Origin of the sequence: Pseudomonas sp. F9001, from assembly GCF_013385435.1 — a bacterium.
GTDB lineage: Bacteria > Pseudomonadota > Gammaproteobacteria > Pseudomonadales > Pseudomonadaceae > Aquipseudomonas.
On sequence record NZ_JACAPX010000015.1, the window covers coordinates 110,063 to 131,632 of the forward strand.

The 21,570-nt window shown below is 58.5% G+C and carries 17 protein-coding genes; 9 read left to right on the forward strand and 8 right to left on the reverse strand.

The window, feature by feature from the left end; genetic code table 11:
* Positions 1-106 precede the first annotated feature (106 nt).
* The 5 genes from HX818_RS17090 to HX818_RS17110 form a co-directional block, all read right to left on the reverse strand.
* A complete protein-coding gene (locus HX818_RS17090; protein ID WP_177020448.1) occupies positions 107-1,708 on the reverse strand; it encodes an ABC transporter substrate-binding protein in 1,602 nt (533 codons plus the stop codon).
* Between the two features lie 135 nt (positions 1,709-1,843).
* The gene (locus tag HX818_RS17095; protein WP_218173866.1) at positions 1,844-4,216 is read right to left on the reverse strand and encodes a hypothetical protein; all 2,373 of its coding nucleotides are present in this window, start codon (positions 4,214-4,216) and stop codon (positions 1,844-1,846) included.
* Positions 4,213-4,524: a hypothetical protein gene (locus tag HX818_RS17100; protein ID WP_177020449.1), complete on the reverse strand. Its 312-nt coding sequence runs from the start codon at positions 4,522-4,524 to the stop codon at positions 4,213-4,215. The genes HX818_RS17095 and HX818_RS17100 overlap by 4 nt, the downstream gene beginning before the upstream one ends.
* A 119-nt stretch (positions 4,525-4,643) precedes the next feature.
* Positions 4,644-7,991: a dermonecrotic toxin domain-containing protein gene (locus HX818_RS17105; protein ID WP_023659189.1), complete on the reverse strand. Its 3,348-nt coding sequence runs from the start codon at positions 7,989-7,991 to the stop codon at positions 4,644-4,646.
* Between the two features lie 299 nt (positions 7,992-8,290).
* Positions 8,291-9,004, reverse strand: a complete 714-nt coding sequence (locus HX818_RS17110) for an SIMPL domain-containing protein (protein WP_003216012.1) — start codon at positions 9,002-9,004, stop codon at positions 8,291-8,293.
* A 206-nt stretch (positions 9,005-9,210) separates the two neighbouring features.
* Between HX818_RS17110 and HX818_RS17115 the strand changes: the two genes are divergently transcribed.
* From HX818_RS17115 to HX818_RS17125, 3 genes are all read left to right on the forward strand, one after another.
* Positions 9,211-10,473 carry an ATP-binding protein gene (locus HX818_RS17115; protein WP_003216013.1) on the forward strand — a complete coding sequence of 421 codons (1,263 nt, stop codon included), beginning with the start codon at positions 9,211-9,213 and terminating at the stop codon, positions 10,471-10,473.
* The gene (locus tag HX818_RS17120) at positions 10,466-11,026 is read left to right on the forward strand and encodes a response regulator transcription factor (protein WP_003216016.1); all 561 of its coding nucleotides are present in this window, start codon (positions 10,466-10,468) and stop codon (positions 11,024-11,026) included. Before HX818_RS17115 ends, HX818_RS17120 begins: the two co-directional genes overlap by 8 nt.
* 99 nt (positions 11,027-11,125) lie before the next feature.
* On the forward strand, positions 11,126-12,850 hold the full coding sequence (locus HX818_RS17125; protein ID WP_003216018.1) for an ABC transporter ATP-binding protein/permease: 1,725 nt from the start codon (positions 11,126-11,128) through the stop codon (positions 12,848-12,850).
* A gap of 198 nt (positions 12,851-13,048) precedes the next feature.
* Here HX818_RS17125 and HX818_RS17130 read toward each other — a convergent pair whose 3' ends face one another.
* Entirely contained in the window at positions 13,049-13,486 is a 438-nt protein-coding gene (locus HX818_RS17130; RefSeq protein WP_003216019.1) for a YhcB family protein, read from the reverse strand.
* A gap of 147 nt (positions 13,487-13,633) precedes the next feature.
* On the opposite strand from HX818_RS17130, the gene HX818_RS17135 reads away from it, so the two are divergent.
* The 3 genes from HX818_RS17135 (at position 13,634) to zapE (ending at position 16,808) form a co-directional block, all read left to right on the forward strand.
* Entirely contained in the window at positions 13,634-14,263 is a 630-nt protein-coding gene (locus tag HX818_RS17135) for an alpha/beta hydrolase (RefSeq protein ID WP_023659190.1), read from the forward strand.
* A gap of 16 nt (positions 14,264-14,279) precedes the next feature.
* Positions 14,280-15,635 carry a tryptophan--tRNA ligase gene (locus tag HX818_RS17140; RefSeq protein WP_177020450.1) on the forward strand — a complete coding sequence of 452 codons (1,356 nt, stop codon included), beginning with the start codon at positions 14,280-14,282 and terminating at the stop codon, positions 15,633-15,635.
* A 78-nt stretch (positions 15,636-15,713) separates the two neighbouring features.
* Positions 15,714-16,808 carry a cell division protein ZapE gene (gene zapE, locus HX818_RS17145; RefSeq protein ID WP_003216025.1) on the forward strand — a complete coding sequence of 365 codons (1,095 nt, stop codon included), beginning with the start codon at positions 15,714-15,716 and terminating at the stop codon, positions 16,806-16,808.
* A gap of 194 nt (positions 16,809-17,002) precedes the next feature.
* Here zapE and HX818_RS17150 read toward each other — a convergent pair whose 3' ends face one another.
* Positions 17,003-17,923 (reverse strand): GlxA family transcriptional regulator, encoded by a 921-nt coding sequence (locus tag HX818_RS17150; protein ID WP_173406101.1) that lies wholly within the window; start codon positions 17,921-17,923, stop codon positions 17,003-17,005.
* Positions 17,924-18,143: 220 nt separating this feature from the next.
* Here HX818_RS17150 and HX818_RS17155 point away from each other — a divergent pair, with 220 nt between their 5' ends.
* A complete protein-coding gene (locus HX818_RS17155) occupies positions 18,144-19,280 on the forward strand; it encodes an acyl-CoA dehydrogenase family protein (protein ID WP_003216028.1) in 1,137 nt (378 codons plus the stop codon).
* Positions 19,281-19,403: 123 nt separating this feature from the next.
* Here HX818_RS17155 and HX818_RS17160 read toward each other — a convergent pair whose 3' ends face one another.
* Entirely contained in the window at positions 19,404-20,444 is a 1,041-nt protein-coding gene (locus tag HX818_RS17160; protein ID WP_177020451.1) for an NADP(H)-dependent aldo-keto reductase, read from the reverse strand.
* Between the two features lie 248 nt (positions 20,445-20,692).
* Between HX818_RS17160 and rplM the strand changes: the two genes are divergently transcribed.
* Complete coding sequence (gene rplM / locus HX818_RS17165; RefSeq protein ID WP_003216032.1) at positions 20,693-21,121, forward strand: 50S ribosomal protein L13; 429 nt, start codon at positions 20,693-20,695, stop codon at positions 21,119-21,121.
* A gap of 14 nt (positions 21,122-21,135) precedes the next feature.
* Positions 21,136-21,528: a 30S ribosomal protein S9 gene (rpsI, locus tag HX818_RS17170; RefSeq protein ID WP_003216038.1), complete on the forward strand. Its 393-nt coding sequence runs from the start codon at positions 21,136-21,138 to the stop codon at positions 21,526-21,528.
* Positions 21,529-21,570 lie beyond the last annotated feature (42 nt).

The following is a 21,570-nucleotide window of genomic DNA, read 5'->3' on the forward strand; positions in this document are numbered from 1 at the left end:
GTAAGTTCAGACACATTTACGCACTTTTGAGGGTTTTTTTCGGTGCGAGGGCTGCACCAGGAATGCCCAACCGAGGCGTCTGGCGCACTCGGTTGGGGCGCGGCTGTTACTTATTCAGACTGACGCCGTAGAAGGGAGTGAGTCCAAAAGGACTGATCTTGAAGTCCTGCACTTCCTTTCGCAGGGGCTGGAAAACCGTCGAGTTTGCGATAGGCGTTATAGGTACTTGTTCCTTAAGGATTTTTTGTGCCTGTTGATACCACTTGATGCGCTGCTCGCGGTCGCTGCTGACCTTGGCCTGCTGCACCAGTTTGTCGTAGGCCGGGTTACACCATTTTGCATAGTTGCTGCCCTTCACCGCGGCACAACTGTAGAGCACGCCCAGCCAGTTATCCGGGTCGCCGTTGTCGCCGGTCCAGCCGTAGATCATCACGTCGTGCTCGCCGGCTTTGGCGCGTTTGATGTACTCGCCCCACTCATAGCTGACGATATTGGCCTTGATGCCAATCTTTTCCCAATCCTGCTGGATCATCTGCGCCGACATCCGGGCATTGGGATTCGACGCGCGTTGTACGGTCATCGCCCACAGGTTGAGGGTGGTACCTGGTGCAACCCCTGCTTCTTTTAGTAGCGCCCGCGCCTTGGCCGGATCGTAGGGCGCGTCCTTGATTGTCGGGTCATAAGACCACTGGGCCGGAGGCAGGGCGTTCTGCGCCAATTGTCCGGCGCTCTGGTACACCGCCTTTATAATTGCCGGCTTGTCGATGGCCATGTCCAGCGCCTGGCGCACCTTGAGCTGGTCCAGGGGCGGGTGGGTCACGTTGTAGGCGAGAAAGCCCAGGTTGAAGCCGGCTTGCTGAAGAACCCGCAGGTTGGGGTCTTGCTTCATCACTTCGATGTCGGAAGGGCGCGGGTAACCGCTGACCTGGCACTCGCCGGCCTTGAGCTTTTGCAGGCGCACGGCGGCGTCCGGAGTGATCGAGAACACCAGGTTGTCGAGCTTCACATCTTCGGGCTTCCAATACTGTTTATTGGCGCTGTAGCGAATCTGCGAATCCTTCTGGTAACGCTTGAACACAAATGGCCCAGTGCCCACCGGCTTCTGATTGATGTCCTCGGCCTTGCCTTCCTTGAGCAACTGCGCGGCATATTCGGCGGACTGCACCGAGGCGAAGCTCATGGCCAGGTTCTGCACGAAGGAGGCGTCAACGTTGTTCAGGTTGAAGCGCACGGTGTGCTCGTCGAGTTTTTCGACGCTCTTGATCGTGGTGTTCAAGCCCATGTCGGTGAAGTAGGGCGACTCCGATGGATAGGCCTTGCGGAACGGGGTCTCGGGATCCAGCAGGCGCTGGAAGGTGAAGAGCACGTCGTCGGCATTGAAATCACGGGTCGGGGTGAAATAGTCGGTGGTGTGGAACTTGACGCCATCGCGCAGGTGGAAGGTATACATCAGGCCGTCTTTGGACACGTCCCAATGGGTTGCCAGGCCGGGTTCGACTTCAGTGCCGCCACGCTTGAACTGGGTCAGGCGGTTGAACACGGTTTCGGCGGAGGCATCGAAATCGGTGCCGCTGGTGTACTGGCTGGGGTCGAAGCCGGCAGGGCTGGCTTCGGAGCAGTAGACCAGGGTGCCGGCTGCCTGGGCCATGGGCATGAATGCCAGCAGGCCGGCAGCAAGGAGCAGCGGTTTTAAGGTGATTCTTTCCATGGAGACCCCTGAAGTGGCAGGCAAATAGTGCCCGAACGAAAACGGCAGTCACCGAGGTTACCGCCGTTCTTGTCACTCAGGTAGAGATAAGCATGCGAGACCCCAGTGTCTCCGGGATTCGGCTATTCCAGGTCGCTACGATTTAGCCGGAAAGTGTTCGGGTTTATAAGTGAACGCCCACCACTTGAGCGGATTCCAGTACGGGTTGTTCTTTGACGGCTTGAATTTCTTGATCCGCGCCATTTCTTCGCTGACATACTGTTCAGCCTGAGCTCTTACTGCGGTACGGACGTTGTCGGTGATCGGGATTTTTTGTGCGGATAAGTTCTCCAGGTAGAGGTGTTCTACTTTATCAATGGCTGCTTTTACTTGTTCCGGGGACAGGTTGGCGGTCAAGGTACCGCTATAACCTTTGACAGGGCGGCCAATCAACTTTTGGAATTGAGCGGCAAACGAAGCATCCCCACCGGTTGCGGAATCACATGACAGCAGGCGCACGTTGTCGAACTCTTCCGGATGGATCCCTTTGCTGTGAAGCGTATCCAGCAATTCTTCCGGACTATTGAGCTTTCCATCGTAAGAAACTTTTGCGACCCCGGTAGTCTCATCGACTTTACCGTGTACCAGTATATTCAATCGCTGGGCCGCACCTTGTTTGTTCACATCCACGAACGTGTAAAGTTTATCGTTGATAGTGTTCAGGCTATCTATTTCTCCACTGAGAATACTGGTTTTTTCAGCAGTAGAAAAAAGGCCCTCGCCGACCGGCAGATTTTTAACCGTTTTCAGGGGCGGCAGTTCGACGCCGTCTACGTTGATAGATGCCGGGGGGACCTCTGGTCCACTCGACTCAACTTCATTCAACGACGGGTCCGGATGACTATCACCGGATACTTTCGAAACGCGTGTCAGCTCAAATTCGCTCTTCTGCGAATTATAGTTCCAGCGGTAGTCTTCAGTAACGGTGGAGTTGAACGTGATCGGAGTTTCACCCAGGCTCGCCTCGACCAAACCGGGTGCAACTTCGTGTGCCAGCATCAGGCTTGAGATGACGGCCGCAGCAGTTCCCCCTGTGCGCTCGCCTGCGGTCTTGCCATAGAGGCTGTCATGCACGCCAAACACGATATTGCCTATATTGCCAACAATGGGCAGATAATCAAAGCTTTTGCCCCAGGTGTCTTTCACCGACTTCCAGGCTTGCTGCGAGGCACCAAACACATCCGTCTGGTCGGCCCACACCGCATTGTTGGCGTTCTGCTCCTGATAGTGGGGGGCGATACCTTTGTTCAGATCGCCAAATTGCAGCCCATAACCTGCTTTTCGCGATTCGGTGTAGTTGAATAGCTCTCGTACCGGCACGGATTTATCTTTGTACCAGTGTTCGTACCCCGGATATCGCGACCGATTATCCTGGATGAGGCTGTCGAGCACCGCCCCGGCCGGTGGCCAGTGGGCATTGTGTCCCCCTTGCATATCACCGGTATTGAAACGGCGCATCAATTCATCACGATTGTCTTTGGCCCAGTTCGCAAATTCTTCATCGCCTTTTATCTCGCGGACAGCGCCGTTCTTCAAGTCGATCATGACTCCCTGATTGGGGCGATTGGCGGGATTGCCATCGTAAGGCGTGTAGGGGATAAAGGCATACCCGCTCATGGGGTAGCCGTAAATATTGGGGATAATCACTTGCCCATTCTTGTCCAGCGTGCGATTCACCGCTTCCTGGCCGGCAGGGCTTAACCTTGCGAAATTTTCCGTGTCACTACGAAGGCTCAGCAACGTGCCCCGTGTTACATAGGCGTCTGCTTTTCCCGATCGCTCTGCTATTGTTCCGGAGCCCTCGCGCATCGGCGCGGCTATGTCTTTCTCCCAGCGAGCTTGAAGTTGTCGGCCGAACGCTTCCAAATCATTGATTTTTGTCCGGTCTTTTTTTTCTATTTCCATTTCAGGAAAATTTAAAACCCCACCACGTGCGGGTCTGTCGTGCGCTAGAGCACCCGCTGCAATTTCCCATGCGAAATAAGTGTGTGTCTGGGTATCAGAGAGATTTTGTGCTGTGCCCATACCGACATAGGTATTGAACGTTACCGTGAACTTTTCATGCGGGTCGAACCCGGCTGCCAATAAACCCCCACTGAAGTATCCTGCGGGTTCCATGAACAGGCGCACGTTCTGGAACTTGACGTTTCGTTCGCCTTCAGTGCCACTTTCTATATTTTCGATCTGCGTCTTTACACGATTGGCATAGGCATCGATATGAGCCTCTCGCTCATTGTAGATATACCCATCGCCTGGCGCGTGAACAAAGTCGGGTCCATAAATGGTTGCCTTGTAGATATCAGACTCGTTCCTGGCGGCAGTGCCAACGTTGTCCGTTTCATAAATATCCGTACTCTTCAATGGCGTTGGCGGTATTCGTTCCAGCGCCTCGGTACGTTGTTCTTGAGTCGTACCGGGTAGCGGTGTTTTTGGGTAATGGACAATGTTAAGTTGAGCTGAGCTTGTCATTTCAGATTACCTGGCTGGATGTTGATTGCACGCATCTGCGCCGCCATAAACTGTGGATGAGGAGTACGGTGATTTACGCCATGAGTGGTGAAGCGTCCAGGCGTGTTCCGCTCGTTGAGGGTGAGGATGTAGTTGTCCATTGCACGGGTTATAAGTTGAAAAGATTTATCACCATCGCACTTCAATGTGTCCGGACCAGCACACGCCCGGCGATTAAGCATTTTCTGAAGCTGGTAACCGGTTATTACCGCTGAAACTTCTTGAATGAAGTGCCAGGCAAAAAAAATGCTGCCCGAAGGCAGCGGCATTGCAGTCCTGCTCCCTGAAATGGCAGGTAAACGCTACGCGAACGAGAACGGCGGTCACCACGGTTGCCGCCGTTCGGGTTACCCAGGTTGAGATAAGCGCCTGCGTCGCGGCGATCGCCTTAAAACACCTGTGCGCCGCCATAAACGGTGGACTGTATCCACCGCGGGTCCATAGGATCGCTCCAGACGTGCCGAGGCGGCGTACCACCATCTCCGATCAGGATTTGCCGGCCCTCGTCGCTCCATTCCTGCATGCGTTGTGCGAATTGGCCGTGGTACTCGTTGGCCGGACAAGTGATACCGGCCCATGGGTCCACTATCCACGCATCAGCCCATTCGGGCTCGGCAAATCCAGCGGTCAAGAGGTTAGGCTGACTTGCGGGGCCGCCGACCACGCTGAAGGTGTGTCCCTGCACTTGTGCAATGCGGGCAAAGCCGCCACTGGCGTTAACGGTATCGGTGGCGACCCTGGCCATCTGGTCGCAATTGCCGGCCCCCGTTTTCAGGATGACCTCCGAGTAGTTGGGCGCGCCGGTTCGAGTGTATAGCCAGGTCACTATTTCATTGGCCACGTCGCTGCGCAGACTGTTACCGGCATCGGCCAGGGTTTTCTGGTTGGCCGACCGTATACCGGTTGTCTGGAACTGTTCCTCCACCGTTCTCTTGCCCCAACGGGCGTAGGCCTTGTTTTGCTCGTTGACCGTGAGCTGCCCGAAATAGTGAGGCTTTTGAAGGGGCTCAAGTTGTATGGTCTTGGCGGCCACCTCTACCTTCTTGTCCCAGGCATAGACTGCCAGTAGAACTTCACGTTTCTTTTCATCGGACAGTCCGGCCAGGACTCGGTCCAGTTGGGTGGCTTGATCGGGTGTGAAGTTGTATTCAAGGCTCAGTTTTTTTGCCAGTGAGTCCAGGGAGGGCAGTATCACCAGATCGTTATTGTGGGTTTTTCCGGAAATGTCACGATAGAGGTCCTTGTACTCGTCATGCAGCCTGATGATGTCCCGGCTGGCCGGATCGGTGTTTGCGGCGATGCGTTGAAAGTTGAGCGCAGGGTTCGAACCGTCGTATTCGGCCACGTAGTAAATGCCGGTATCGCCCTCGACCACCACATAATCTATTCCTGCGTAGGGTATTTTTATGCCCCTCAGGACGCGCTGGTCATCACTGAGATCACTGATCTGGTCCAGCTTTACAACCACGGTTTCCTGGTTGAGCGCCCGTGGTTGACCGATATCTTCATAGCCGAAGTCCGGCTCATTGAGCACCACCCCGCTGGTTTGGTTGCGGTAGGTAACCGGCGTGTGCCCGGGCACCGACATCAGCTCCTGGCTGGATGTGTCGCTCACTCTATACAGCCTGTGCTCATGCACCACGGTCCGCGCGCCTTCCTGCGTTGGGGCGCCCGGCAAGAGACGCCGATGCTCAAGTGCCTGGGCGTCTTGAGCGACCGATGTATCGGCGTCCTCGATCATTTTTGTGTAGCACAAGCTGTCAATGTTGCGCTTTACGCGGCGCCCAACCGGCGCACAAACGGCTTCAAAATCCTCCAGCGGCTCGGCATGCTCGGTAGGCCCCATCTTGGTCAAGGCGTCCGGTTGTGCGGGGTCGTAGCGGTAAACGTCATCCCCGACCACTACATCGGTATGGGTTGCACGCTTGATCAGGAAGGTCTGGTCTGCGGACAGGCCCTCAGGTACCAGCACGCTTGCCCCTGCAGCTCCCGGCTCGACTTCGCGCGTGAGGGCGATGCGGGTGGAGGACTCAAGGGCTTTCGAGGCCCTCTCTATCCCTTTCTCCACCAGTGAAGTTGCGCCCGAAGCCACCGTCGGCAGCGCATTGAGCACTCCGAACACGATATGGTCGGCCCCGCCTTTCTTGCCGTGCTTGACGTCATCGATGCCGATACCGGCCTCCGCTACGCCGGAGGCGACGTAGAACACCTCGAGGGCCACGGCGACTTCGGGCATCACCAGTGCCAGCGGCGTCATCAGCATCGCGACCTTGGTGGCGGTTTCCAGGCCTTTGAGGATGTTGGCTTTGGTCACGTCGCTGTCGGTGACGATTTGGGTCTCGGCATCCTTGTACGAGCGATCTTTCTGGCGGGCAGTAATGGCCTCGAATGGGTCCTGGGCGAGGGGTTCGGTGGTGATGAAAGTCTGCGGGTTGAATTCATTCAGGCGCTCCAACACATCGGCATCCGGCGCGTCTTTGCGGTGCCAGCCACCCAGCCCGGTCAGTGTCTGGTTCACGCCGTCGGAGAACGTCCGGTCGGCCTGGTCACGCAGCGTGAAATGGGTTGAAAGGGCTTCGCGCTTGGTGGGGTCGGCAGCTTGCTCAGCCAGCCAGTTTTTCATCTGGGCCTGGCTGTCAAAGCGATGAATAGGCGACGAGTTGCCGGGAATATACAAAAGCGTGGGGCTGATGATCTTGCCGTCATCGGTGACCTTGGGGTTTTTGTCGGTGATGTACAGCAGGTCCGAAGATTGAAAACCGTTGATGCTGAGCAGACCCATTTCCAGGCCTGGGTCCTGGGCGGCAGAGGCTTTCAGGTCCTCGACGCGGAGGTTCGACCAGTCTTTATCGGTGGTCAAGTTCGCTGCGCGTAGCGCCAGTTCCTTGTCGCTTGGGCTCAGGCTGCCGGTCTTTTCCTGGAGCAGGATGGCGGCAACGAAGGAGGCCTTGGTCAATGCCGTGTATTTGCTTTCGTGGCTGGGCCAGAACGTATCCAGGAATGTTTTATACGGCGCGGCGCGTTCGGTGTTCCACACCAATTCCCTGAATTGCTCCGGGGTCTTTTTGATCCGCATCGACTCGTTGTATTGCTGGCGCTGGCCGGGCGGGGAGGCGCGGTATATAAACTCATAGGTCTGCTGGGCATTGACGGCAGAGTCAATGGCAAGCCCCGCCTGGCCCAGCGGCGAAAACGTCAGTAGCCGTTCCAGCCAGGTATGCAGGGTCGTGCGTGTTTTTTCCTCGGGCGTCTGGTGTTCATCGGTGTTGTTTTTTTTCTGCACATCTTGCAGGGCCGCCTGGGTCAAGGTTATCCGGTTCAGTACCTTTGCATTGCGAGGAGGCCTTCCCCGTGTCGGGTCGTAGTTGAAGGTAGTAATAAACGTGTTGTCCGGATCAACGTCCTCGCCCCACTTTTTCTTGATTTCGGCCTTGATAAGGTTGGCGGTGCTTTCCAGGGGCGTCTCGAACCCTGTCGTTGCACTGCGAATGTAGTTTTCGACTGTCTTGTTGTATGGCAATCCCGGGATCAACACGTCGTGAGTGTGACGGCGGGGTCGTGATGCGGGAGTGTCGGTGGCCCGATCGGCTGCCTTTACGGGCTGCCCTGGCGAATATGTCTGCCGTGAAGTATCCGTACCTTGGCGGGGTTTTCCCTGTTCTTCGGCAATACCTGCCGAGGAGGGGGTATCAAGGAAGAAGCCGTTGTTTGCCGCGATGGAACCTATGGTGGTCATATGACAAATCCTGATGTGCATGGTGTGCAGGAATGATGTGATGTCCGCCATAGGTGGTTCAGCGTGTAGGCGTGTTCCGTTCTTTGATGGGGAAGATGTAGTTCGCCATTACGCGGGTTATAAGCTGAAAAGATTTATCGCCGGTGCGCTTCAAGGTGTGTGGACCAGAACACTCTCAGCCATTGAGTATTTTCTTAAGCTGATATCCGGTTATTACCGCTGATACTTCTTGAATGAAGTGCGCAGGCAAAAAAAACGCTGCCCGTGGGCAGCGTCATTGCAACTGGGGTACCACTCGATCAAGGCATCTGGACTTCGATCACGCCATCTGCGGTCATGTTGACCTGGCTGGTGCCGGCTTCGACTTCCGGCGTCGGTGCCGAATCCATCGCTGCGGCTTTCATCATCATCCCGCCACGTGCATACGGCTGTGGATAACCGTTGGTGTTGAAGTTCAGGTTGACGATCTTGTAGCCCTTGCCGCCCAGCGCATCGGTGGCCAGTTGGGCACGGGCCTTGAATGCGGTGACCGCTTCTTTAAGCAGGGCATCTTCGCTGGCCTTGCGGGTCGGGTTGGCGATGGCGAAGTCCATGCTGTCCATTTTCAGGTTGGTCAGCATGTCGCCGGTGAGCTTGGACAGGGCGGCGAAGTCGGCACTTTCCATGCGCAGCTCAGCGCGTTCACGCCAGCCGGTGATTTTCTGGTTCTTGTTGTCGTAGATCGGGTAGCTGTTGCGGCTACCCTGGCGCAGGGTCACGCCTTTGACTTCGCGGGCCTGGGCCAGCGCCTTGTTCATGGTGGTGGTGATTTCGGCGGCAAGCTTGGCCGGGTCGGTGTTCTGCGACTCGGTGTACAGGGTGACGATCATCTGGTCGCGCGCCACTTCCTGGCTGACTTCGGCACGCAGGGAAATCTGGTTGTAATGCAGTTCGTCAGCAGCCATGGCCGGCAGGCTGGCGAGGGTAGCGGCGCCGAGGGTGAGGGTGGCTGCACTGCGAATGAAACGAGACATGTAAGCTCCTTGAGATGTTCGTGTTCGGTAAGACTGTAGACGCAAGGTTTCAGTTCTTCGGGTTTACACATTCGCTACAAGTTGGCGGATACCGACGAACGGTCATGATCCTGACCCCTGCGTCAAAGAGCCACACACGCCGTGCCAGCGCTGTCGCTTCGTTTATACTCCGTGCGATCCGCCTGCAGCGCTCATCGGGAGAGCTCATGCTCGCCGCCGTAAAACTGACTTCCGCCACCCGCCAGAACCTTTGGCGCCTGACGTTCATCCGCACCCTGGTGCTGGCCGCACAGGCCGGTTCGGTGGGGCTCGCCTATTGGTTCAAGCTGCTGCCGCTGCCCTGGTTGCAGTTGGCCGTGACCCTCGGCTTCTCCACGGTGCTGTGTGTATTTACCGTGATCCGGCTGCGCACCACGTGGCCTGTGACCGAGCTGGAATACGCCCTGCAACTGGCCTGCGACCTGTTTATCCACAGTGTGTTGCTGTACTTCTCCGGCGGCTCCACCAACCCGTTCGTGTCCTATTACCTGGTGCCACTGACCATCGCGGCGGTGACCTTGCCGTGGCGTTATTCGGTGGTGCTGTCGGGTATTGCCCTGACCCTGTACACCCTGCTGCTGGCACAGTTCTACCCGTTGCAGACCTTCCCCATCGCCCGGGAAAACCTGCAGATCTACGGCATGTGGCTGAGCTTTGCCCTGTCGGCGGCGGTCATCACCTTTTTTGCCGCACGAATGGCGGAAGAGCTGCGCCGCCAGGAAGAGCTGCGCGCCATTCGCCGTGAAGAAGGCCTGCGGGACCAGCAGCTGCTGGCCGTCGCCACCCAGGCCGCCGGCGCGGCCCACGAATTGGGCACGCCGCTGGCGACCATGAGCGTACTGCTCAAGGAAATGACCCAGGACCACCACGACCCGGCCCTGCAAGACGACCTGAGTGTGCTGCAGGAACAGGTCAAGCAGTGCAAGCTGACCTTGCAGCAGCTGGTGCGCGCCGCCGAGGCCAATCGCCGCCTGGCGGTGGAGATGCAAGACGTCACCCAGTGGCTGGACGAAGCCCTGAACCGCTGGCACCTGATGCGTCCCGAAGCCAGTTACCGGTTCCACCTGCTGGGCCAGGGCACGGTGCCGCGCATGGCACCGCCGCCGGACCTGACCCAGGCGCTGCTGAACCTGCTGAACAACGCCGCCGATGCCTGCCCGGAAGGGTTGGAAGTGACCCTGGACTGGGATGCGGAAGACTTCACCATCAGCATTCGCGACCACGGCGCCGGTGTGCCGCTGGCGATTGCCGAGCAGATCGGCAAGCCCTTCTTTACCACCAAGGGCAAAGGCTTCGGCCTGGGCCTGTTTTTGAGCAAGGCCAGCGTGACCCGCGCGGGCGGCTCAGTGAAACTCTATAGTCATGAGGAAGGCGGCACGCTCACCGAGCTGCGCCTGCCCCGTGTCGCACGAGGAGACATCGATGAGTGACGAGATCCAAGTCGAAGGCGAAGAACTGCCGCACCTGCTGCTGGTAGATGACGACGCCACCTTTACCCGCGTGATGGCCCGCGCCATGAGCCGTCGTGGCTTTCGCGTCAGCACCGCAGGTTCCGCCGAGGAAGGCCTGGCCATCGCCACGGCCGACCTGCCGGAATACGCGGCCCTGGACCTGAAAATGGACGGCGACTCCGGCCTGGTGCTGCTGCCCAAGCTGCTGGAGCTGGACCCGGAAATGCGCGTGGTGATCCTCACCGGCTATTCCAGCATTGCCACCGCCGTCGAGGCGATCAAGCGTGGCGCCTGCAACTATCTGTGCAAGCCGGCAGATGCCGACGACGTGCTGGCCGCCTTGCTCTCCGAGCACGCCGACCTCGACACCCTGGTGCCGGAAAACCCGATGTCGGTGGACCGCCTGCAGTGGGAACACATCCAGCGGGTGTTGACCGAGCACGAAGGCAACATCTCCGCCACGGCCCGCGCCCTGGGCATGCATCGTCGAACGTTGCAGCGCAAGTTGCAGAAACGCCCGGTTCGACGTTGAACGGCGACTGAACAATCTGCTTCAGGCCGCACGGAGCCCTGAACCGATCGTTTATGATCGGTTCAAACGCCTGTTATTTTTTCCTACCGAGCCTGAACAATGAATCAGAACGCTGAGTATTCCGCGGTCAATGACGCGGTGCGTGGGCAATTTTTAAGGAAAGTCTGGGCGCTGATCACCCCCTACTGGCGCAGTGAGGAGAAGTTCAAGGCCTGGCTGTTGTTGCTGGTGGTGCTGGGGCTTTCGCTGTTCAGTGTGGCCGTGTCGGTGTGGTTCAACAGCTGGAACCGCGACTTCTATAACGCCCTGGAAAAGAAGGACTACGACGCCTTCACCCACCTGCTGATGTATTTCAGCGTGATCGCCGTGGTGGCGATCGTCACCGGGGTGTTCACTTCCTATTTGCAGCAAATGCTCACCATCCGCTGGCGGCGCTGGCTGACTGAAACCTACTTCGCCAAGTGGCTGAGCGAGAAGAACTACTACCACCTGGAATATGGCGGCTACACCGATAACCCCGACCAACGTATTTCCGAAGACCTCAACGCCTTTACCAGCAGCACCCTGAGCCTGGGCCTGGGGTTTATCAGTAACCTGGTGAGCCTGGTGTCGTTCTCGGTGATCCTGTGGGGCGTGTCCGGCAGTATCGAGGTTTGGGGCATCACGATTCCCGGCTATATGTTCTGGGCGGCACTGGTATATGCCGTGCTGGGCAGTTGGTTGACCCACTTGATTGGTCGAAAACTGATCGGCTTGAGCAACCGCCAGCAACGCTTCGAGGCCGACTTGCGTTTCAGCCTGGTGCGGGTGCGCGAGAACGCGGAAAGCATCGCGCTGTTCAATGGCGAGCCGAATGAACACCAGCAACTGAGTGCACGTTTCGGGCGGGTGTGGAGCAACTTCTGGAGCATCATGCAGCTGAAGAAGCGCCTGAACTTCTTCACCAGTGGTTACTCACAGATCGCGATCATCTTCCCGTTTGTGGTGGCAGCGCCGCGTTACTTTTCCGGCCAGATAGAGCTGGGCGTGCTGATGCAAGTGGCCAGTGCGTTTGGCAGCGTGCAGGGCAGCCTGAGCTGGTTTGTCGACGCGTACACCGTGTTGGCCAGCTGGCGTGCGACCTGTGATCGTCTGCTGAGCTTTGGCGAGGCGATGGAAGAAAACGAAGGCCGCAACATGGGCATCGAGTTGCAACGCCAGGGCGGCAATTTGCAGATGAGCAACCTCAGCCTCGATCTGGCGGATGGTCGTCACCTGCTGGATGGCGCCAACCTGACGGTTGCCGAGGGTGAGCGATTGATGCTCAGCGGGCGTTCCGGCAGCGGCAAGTCAACCTTGCTGCGGGCCATGGGCAATCTCTGGCCAAACGGCCACGGCAACATCCGCTTGCCGGCCGAGCGTTATCTGTTCCTGCCGCAAAAGCCGTACCTGCCGATTGGTACCTTGCGGGGTGTGTTGAGTTATCCACAGGAGGAGGGCGCGTACCCGGCGCAACGTTATGCACAGGTCCTGGAAACCTGCCGCCTGGCGCATCTGATTCCACGCTTGGACGAAGCCAATCACTGGCAGCGCATGCTGTCGCCGGGTGAGCAACAGCGCCTGGCGTTTGCGCGGGCGTTGTTGTTTGAACCGCAATGGCTGTACATGGACGAGGCCACCTCGGCGATGGACGAGGAAGATGAGGCGGCTCTGTATCAGGCGTTGATCGATGAATTGCCGGGGTTGAGCATCGTCAGCGTCGGGCACCGCAGCAGCCTCAAGCGTTTCCATGGGCGGCACGTGCGGATCGAGAACGGGCAGCTACAAGAACAGCCAGTGTCCTGAAGTCGGACTCGGTCAATGTGGGAGCGGGCTTGCTCGCGAATACGGTGGGTCAGTTAATACATAGGGTGACTGATAGACCGCATTCGCGAGCAAGCCCGCTCCCACATTGGATCAGTGTCGTCTGGCCGACCTGGTTCCAACAAAAAAGCCCGGCTGATCATCGATCAGCCGGGCTTTTTCATGCCGCTTGAAAAGCTATTACTTTTTCAAGCCGTAATGCTCATCCAGCATCCCCGGGGCGTTTGGCGTTTTTGGCGCGTAATCCCGTGGCGGTTCCTGATTTTCCCGCGGAGGGGTCAGGCGTTCCCGTGGAGCGTGCGGTGCATCGGAATGCAGCGCGGCCAGCAGGCGCTGGCGGGTGATGTCGTCCAGGGCCAGGCGGTTGGCACCCTCGGCGAGATGATCCTGTACTTCCTGATAGCTCTGAGTGAGCTTTTTCACCAGGGTCGCGGTGCTGTTGAAGTGGGTAACAACCTCGTTCTGATAACTGTCAAAACGTTCCTGAATGTCATCCAGCTGACGCTGCGTGCGGTTAGGCGCGGCATTCGGCAGCAGGCGGGCAACCAGGAATCCAATGGCGACACCGGCAACCAAGGCGAGAGTCGGCAACAACCAAACTAAGAGCGAGTGTTCCACGAGTCCTTCCTCTATAAACGGCTTTGCTTTACGTTAACGGCTCGGACCTGCGCTGTATACCGCGATTAAGCTCGCAATGATGCCATGCACAGACTTTTAGCTAGACGAGTCGACCCCTTGAGAGGTCACGGAGTTCCTTCCTTGCTGATGCGTGAAACCCCCGTTTTGATCGATGGCCCGGTAGGCCAACTGGAAGCCCTGTATCTGGATCACCCCGAGCCACGTGGCCTGGCGCTGATCTGTCACCCGAACCCGGTGCAGGGCGGCACCATGCTCAACAAAGTCGTATCGACCCTGCAACGCACCGCGCGCGATGCCGGCTTGATCACGTTACGTTTCAATTATCGCGGTGTCGGCACCAGTGCCGGTACGCACGATATGGGCACCGGTGAAGTCGACGACGCCGAAGCGGCAGCCACCTGGCTGCGTGAAAAGCATCCCGACCTGCCGATCACCCTGCTGGGTTTTTCCTTCGGCGGGTTTGTCGCGGCCACCCTCGGCGGCCGCCTGGAAGCCAAGGGCGAAAAACTCGCGCACCTGTTCATGGTGGCCGCGGCCGTGATGCGCCTGCGGGATAACGACGTGTTGCCACAAGGCTGCCCATTGACCGTGATCCAGCCGGAAACCGACGAAGTGGTTGACCCGCAACTCGTCTACGACTGGTCCGCGGCCCTGAATCGCCCCCATGAGCTGCTGAAAGTGGCAGAATGCGGACACTTTTTTCATGGCAAGCTGACCGATCTCAAGGATCTTGTGCTGCCACGTCTTTCGAATTGATGACAAGCGATCACCCATGACGACCCGTACCCGCATCCTCACCGGCATCACCACCACCGGCACGCCGCACCTGGGCAACTACGCCGGCGCGATCCGCCCGGCGATCCTTGCCAGCCAGGACGCCAACGCCGACTCCTTCTACTTCCTGGCCGACTACCACGCCCTGATCAAGTGCGATGACCCGCAGCGCATCCAGCGCTCGCGCATGGAAATTGCCGCGACCTGGCTGGCCGGTGGCCTGGATGTGAACCGGGTAACCTTCTACCGCCAGTCCGATATCCCGGAAATCCCCGAGCTGACCTGGTTGCTGACCTGCGTGGCGGCCAAGGGCCTGCTCAACCGTGCGCACGCCTATAAGGCCTCGGTGGACAAGAACCTGGAGAACGGCGAAGACCCGGATGCGGGGATCACCATGGGCCTGTACAGCTACCCGGTGCTGATGGCCGCGGACATCCTGATGTTCAACGCCCACAAGGTGCCGGTCGGTCGTGACCAGATCCAGCACGTGGAAATGGCTCGCGACATCGGCCAGCGCTTCAACCACCTGTTCGGCAAGGGTAAAGAATTCTTCACCATGCCCGAAGCGCTGATCGAAGAAAGCGTCGCCACCTTGCCGGGCCTGGATGGCCGCAAGATGTCGAAGAGCTACGACAACACCATCCCGTTGTTCACCAGCGCCAAGGACATGAAGGACGCGATCTCGCGGATCGTCACCGACTCCCGCGCGCCGGGCGAAGCCAAGGATCCGGACAACTCGCACCTGTTCACCCTGTACCAGGCATTTGCCACCCAGGCCCAGGAAGAAGAGTTCCGCGGCGATCTGCTGCAGGGCCTGGGCTGGGGCGAGGCGAAGAACCGTCTGTTCCAACTGCTGGACGGCCAGTTGGGTGAAGCGCGCGAGCGTTATCACCAACTGATGTCGCGCCCGTCGGACATGGAAGACCTGCTGCTGGTCGGCGCCCGCAAAGCCCGCGCCGTGGCTGCACCGTTCCTGGCCGAACTGCGTGAAGCGGTGGGCCTGCGCTCGTTCGTCAACCCGGTCGCCGTTGCTGCCACCACCAAGAAGAAAGCTGCGAAAGCCGCGCGCTTTGTCAGCTTCCGCGAAGACGACGGCAGCTTCCGCTTCCGTTTGCTGGCGGCCGAAGGCGAGCAACTGCTGCTGTCGCGCAACTTTGCCGACGGTAAAACCGCAGGCGCCGTAACCAAGCAGCTGCAATCGGGTCAGGCGCTGGATGTACGCAGTGAAGCCTCGAGCTTCAGCGTGTGGCTGGACGGTGAAGTCGTCGCCGATAGCCCGGCGTTCGCCGACAGCGCCTCGCGGGATGCGGCGATCGAAGCCTTGCGCGTTGCGTTGACCCCAATCGAGGATTGACCCGACCAAGGGGTGATTGCCATTCTTCAGGGCCGTCGTTACAGTGGCGGCCCGTTTTTGTTGCCTTGCTAACGAATTATGACGCCCCTAGAACGATATCAAGCTGATCTGAAACGCCCTGAATTCTTCCATGACGCTGCCCAGGAAACTGCGGTGCGCCATTTGCAGCGCCTGTACGACGATCTGGTCCAGGCCTCGCAGAACAAGCCGGGCATGTTCAGCAAGCTGTTTGGCAAGAAAGACCACACGCCGGTCAAGGGCCTGTATTTCTGGGGTGGTGTTGGCCGGGGCAAGACTTACCTGGTGGACACCTTCTTCGAAGCGCTGCCGTTCAAGGAAAAGGTCCGCACCCACTTCCACCGCTTCATGAAGCGCGTGCATGAAGAGATGAAGACCCTGCCGGGCGAAAAGAACCCGCTGACCATCATCGCCAAGCGCTTCTCGGAAGAAGCCCGGGTGATCTGTTTCGATGAGTTCTTCGTGTCCGACATCACCGACGCGATGATCCTCGGCACCCTGATGGAAGAGTTGTTCAAGAACGGCGTGACCCTGGTCGCCACCTCGAACATCGTGCCCGACGGCCTGTACAAGGACGGCCTGCAACGTGCACGTTTCCTGCCGGCCATCGCCCTGATCAAGCAGAACACCGACATCGTCAACGTCGACAGCGGCGTCGACTACCGCCTGCGTCACCTTGAACAAGCCGAACTGTTCCACTACCCGCTCAATGAAGTGGCCCAGGAAAGCCTGCGCAAGAGCTTCCGCGCGCTGACGCCGGAATGCACCCAGGCGATTGAAAACGACAAGCTGATCATCGAAAACCGCGAAATCATCGCACTGCGTACCTGCGATGACGTGGCCTGGTTCGAATTCCGCGAACTGTGCGACGGCCCTCGCAGCCAGAACGACTACATCGAACTGGGCAAGATCTTCCACGCGGTGATCCTGAGCGGTGTCGAGCAGATGAGCGTCACCACCGACGACATCGCGCGGCGCTTTATCAACATGGTCGACGAATTCTACGACCGCAACGTCAAGCTGATCATCTCGGCGGAAGTCGAGCTCAAGGACCTCTACACCGGCGGCCGCTTGAACTTCGAATTCCAGCGCACCTTGAGCCGCTTGCTGGAAATGCAGTCCCACGAGTTCCTGTCGCGGGCGCACAAGCCGTAAGCGATGTGCTTGAAATGAAAAAGGCCCGCAGCGATGCGGGCCTTTTTTTATGCAAAATTTCCAGGTCAACAGAAAGCAACTGTGGGAGCCGGGCTTGCCCGCGATAGCGGTCTGTCAGCTAATGCCTCTGGTGCCTGGCACGCTGCCATCGCAGGCAAGCCAGCTCCCACATTTTTACTGCGTATACCCTTTGGTTACGCGGCCTGCTGGAACTGCTGGCGATACTGGTTGGGCGACAGCTCGGTATGCTGGCGGAACAGCCTCGCAAAGAAGCTCGCGTCGTCGTAGCCCACCTCGTAACTGATGGTCTTGATGCTTTTGCGGCTGCCGGACAGCAGGCCCTTGGCTGTCTCGATGCGCAACCGTTGCAGGTAGTGCAGCGGCTTGTCACCGGTGGCGGTCTGGAAGCGGCGCATGAAGTTGCGGATGCTCATGCCGTGTTCCCGGGCCACGTCTTCGAAGCGGAACTTGTCGGCGAAGTGCTCTTCGAGCCAATGCTGGATCTGCAGGATGATCACGTCCTGGTGCAGCTTCTGCCCGCCAAAACCGATGCGCCCGGGGGCGTAGCTGCGTTGCACTTCGTAGAGGATGTCGCGGGCCACGGCCTGGGCGATGTTGGCGCCGCAGAAGCGTTCGATCAGGTAGATGTAGAGGTCGCAGGCTGAAGTGGTGCCGCCGGCGCAGTAGAGGTTGTCGGCGTCGGTCAGGTGCTTGTCCTGGTTCAGTTGCACCTTGGGAAAGCGTTCGGTGAAAGCGTTGAAGAAGCGCCAATAGGTGGTCGCTTCCTTGCCATCCAGCAGGCCGGCTTCGGCGAGCCAGAACACCCCGGTGGCTTCGCCGCACAGCACCGCGCCACGGGCGTGTTGTTCGCGCAGCCAGGGCAGCACTTGGGGGTAGCGTTGGCACAACGAGTCGAAATCGTCCCAGAAGGCCGGGAGCACGATGATGTCGGCGTTTTCGAGGCCGCCGTCCACCGGCATGATCACATCGCTGAAGCTGCGCACCGACTGCCCGTCGGGGCTGACCAGGCGGGTTTCGAAGGCGGGAGTGAGGCCCTGGCCCAGCTGTTTGCCGTAGCGCAGGCTCGCGAGGTGGAAGAAATCCTTGGCTTGCATGAGGGTTGAAGCGAATACCCGATCAATGGCCAAAATGCTGACGCGCCGCAAGGGCGTGGAGATTTGGTTAGACATAATTTCATTTATTCTTATAGGGGAAAGTGGTCACCAGACGGCTGGATCGTCTTATTTTTTGTCGCATGTGTCCAGTGTCCTGTGACGCCTTCGCGGCTTAGGCTCTGTGATCCCGGTCTTGTCCGACAATTCACACAGGTGACCCATGATTCCCAGAACCTTGTTCAGCTCGGAGCACGAACTCTTCCGCCAGAGCGTGCGCACCTTCCTCGAAAAAGACGCGGCGCCGTTCCACGGGCAATGGGAAAAGCAGGGCTACATCGACCGCAACCTGTGGAACAAGGCGGGGGAGGCGGGGATGCTCTGCTCGCATTTGCCGGAAGAGTACGGCGGCCTCGGGGCGGACTTTCTCTACAGCGCGGTGGTGATCGAGGAGATCAGCCGGCTGGGATTGACCGGGATTGGTTTCTCCCTGCATTCGGACATTGTTGCGCCCTACATCCTGCATTACGGCAGTGAGGCGCTGAAGCACAAGTACCTGCCCAAGCTGATCTCCGGGGAAATGGTCACGGCGATTGCCATGACCGAGCCGGGGGCCGGGTCCGACCTGCAAGGGGTCAAGACCACGGCGGTGCTGGATGGCGATGAATACGTGATCAACGGCTCCAAGACGTTCATCACCAATGGCTTCCTGGCTGATCTGGTGATCGTCGTGGCCAAGACCGATCCCAAGGCCGGCGCCAAGGGCACCAGCCTGTTCCTGGTGGAGGCCAATACGCCGGGTTTCGACAAGGGCAAGCGCCTGGAGAAGGTCGGGATGAAGGCCCAGGATACATCGGAGCTGTTCTTCCAGGATGTGCGGGTGCCCAAGGAGAATCTGCTGGGCCAGGCGGGGATGGGCTTTGCCTACCTGATGCAGGAGTTGCCGCAGGAGCGTTTGACGGTGGCGATTGGCGCGTTGTCGTCAGCCGAGGCGGCGCTGCAATGGACGCTGGAATACACCCGGGACCGCAAGGCGTTCGGCAAGGCGATCATCGACTTCCAGAACACCCGATTCAAACTGGCGGAGATTGCCACTGAAACCCAGATCGGCCGGGTGTTTGTCGACAAGTGCATGGAGTTGCACCTGGAAGGCAAGCTCGATGTGCCCACGGCCGCGATGGCCAAATACTGGGCCACGGACCTGCAGTGCAAGGTGCTGGATGAGTGTGTGCAACTGCACGGCGGGTATGGGTTTATGTGGGAATACCCGATTGCGCGGGCGTGGGCAGATGCGCGGGTGCAGCGGATTTATGCGGGGACGAATGAGATCATGAAGGAGATTATTGCGCGGGCGCTTTGAATTCTTGGTGTTTTTGAGGGCCGCTTCGCGAGCAAGCCCGCTCCCACATTCGACTGCATTCCAAAGGTGGAACTCGGTCGAATGTGGGAGCGGGCTTGCTCGCGAAGGCGGTCTAGAGATCAATCAAGGCGCAGGATTCGGATGATCCTTCTGAATCGCCTCAATCCCTGCCAGCACCTCATCCGACAGTTTCAAATCAGCGCTGGCGATGTTGCTGTCCAGCTGCTCCAGGGTCGTGGCGCCAATGATGTTGCTGGTCACGAACGGTTGTTGGGTCACAAACGCCAATGCCATCTGCGCCGGGTCCAGGCCGTGCTCACGGGCCAGTGCCACATAACGGCTGCACGCAGCTTCCGATTGCGCATTGAAGTAGCGGCTGAAGCGGCTATAGAGGCTCAGGCGGCCCTTGGCCGGGCGTGCGCCACCTTCGTACTTGCCGCTGAGCATGCCGAACGCCAGCGGTGAATACGCCAGCAAACCGCACTGTTCACGGATGGCGATTTCCGCCAGGCCCACTTCAAAGCTGCGGTTGAGCAGGTTGTAGGGGTTCTGGATCGACACCGCGCGGGTCCAGCCACGGGCTTCGGCCAGGGCCAGGAACTTCATGGTGCCCCACGGGGTTTCGTTGGACAGGCCGATGTGGCGGATCTTGCCGGCCTTGACCTGCTCATCCAGGGCTTCGAGGGTTTCTTCCAGCGGTGTCAGGTCTTCTTCGGCCTTGTGCTTGTAGCCCAGTTGGCCGAAAAAGTTGGTGCTGCGTTCCGGCCAGTGCAGCTGGTAGAGGTCGATCCAGTCGGTTTGCAGGCGCTTGAGGCTCGCGTCCAGGGCTTCGGCGATGTGCTTGCGGTCGTGCTTGAGGCTGCCATCGCGGATGTAGTCGATGGTGTTGCCGGGGCCGGCGATCTTGCTGGCGAGGATCCAGTCGGCACGGTCGCCGCGGCTTTTGAAGTAATTACCGATGTAGCGCTCGGTGGTGGCGTAGGTGTCGGCCTTGGGCGGCACCGGGTACATTTCCGCGGTGTCGAGGAAGTTGATCCCCGCGGCCTTGGCCCGTTCGATCTGTGCGAAGGCCTCTGCCTCGCTGTTCTGCTCGCCCCAGGTCATGGTGCCCAAGGCTATCGCGCTCACGTTCAGATCGGTTCGGCCCAGCTGTCGATAGTCCATCGGGTACTCCTTCGGGGAAAACAATCATAAAAGCAGGTTGAAATTTTTTTGGCAATCTGCATAATTGCCCACCTCTTTCTGCAGTGGAAGTGATGCGCCGCCTGCCGAAGAATCTTGCCGTTGAACGGACGCGCCGACCCGAGCCCCCGATAGCGTCTGTATCCGGCTGCCTTTGACTTGTCAAAGTACGCACTATTCAGTAAGATCCGCCGTCTAATTTACAGGGCGGCCCCTGAGGCTATTAAAGAATGACAACTTTTACTGCAAAACCAGAAACAGTTCAGCGCGACTGGTTTGTCGTCGACGCCGCTGGTCAGACCCTGGGTCGTCTGGCCACTGAAGTCGCCAGCCGTCTGCGTGGCAAGCACAAGCCTGAGTACACCCCTCACGTTGATACCGGTGACTACATTGTCATCATCAACGCCGAGCAGGTACGTGTTACCGGCAACAAAGCGCAAGACAAAATGTACTACCGTCACTCCGGTTTCCCAGGCGGTATCAAGTCTTCGAACTTCGAAGGCCTGATCTCCAAAAAGCCTGAAGCCCCGATTGAAATCGCGGTCAAAGGTATGCTGCCGAAGGGCCCACTGGGTCGCGACATGTATCGCAAGCTGAAAGTCTATGCGGGCGCTGCTCACCCTCATGCTGCTCAGCAGCCCCAAGAACTGAAGTTTTAACGGAATAGTTCATTATGTCGGCGACTCAAAATTACGGCACTGGCCGTCGCAAAACCGCTACCGCTCGCGTTTTCCTGCGTCCGGGTACTGGTAACATCTCGATCAACAACCGCACTCTGGAAAATTTCTTCGGTCGCGAAACTGCCCGCATGGTAGTTCGTCAGCCGCTGGAATTGACCGAGACCGTTGAAAAGTTCGACATCTACGTCACCGTTATCGGTGGCGGTGTAAGTGGTCAAGCTGGCGCAATCCGCCACGGTATCACTCGCGCTCTGATGCAGTACGACGAAACCCTGCGTGGCGCTCTGCGCAAAGCTGGCTTCGTGACTCGCGATGCTCGTGAAGTTGAACGTAAGAAAGTTGGTCTGCGTAAAGCGCGTAAGCGTCCGCAGTACTCGAAGCGTTAATTCGCTTTTACGTTCCAGAAAACGCCCAGCCTCCTCACGGAG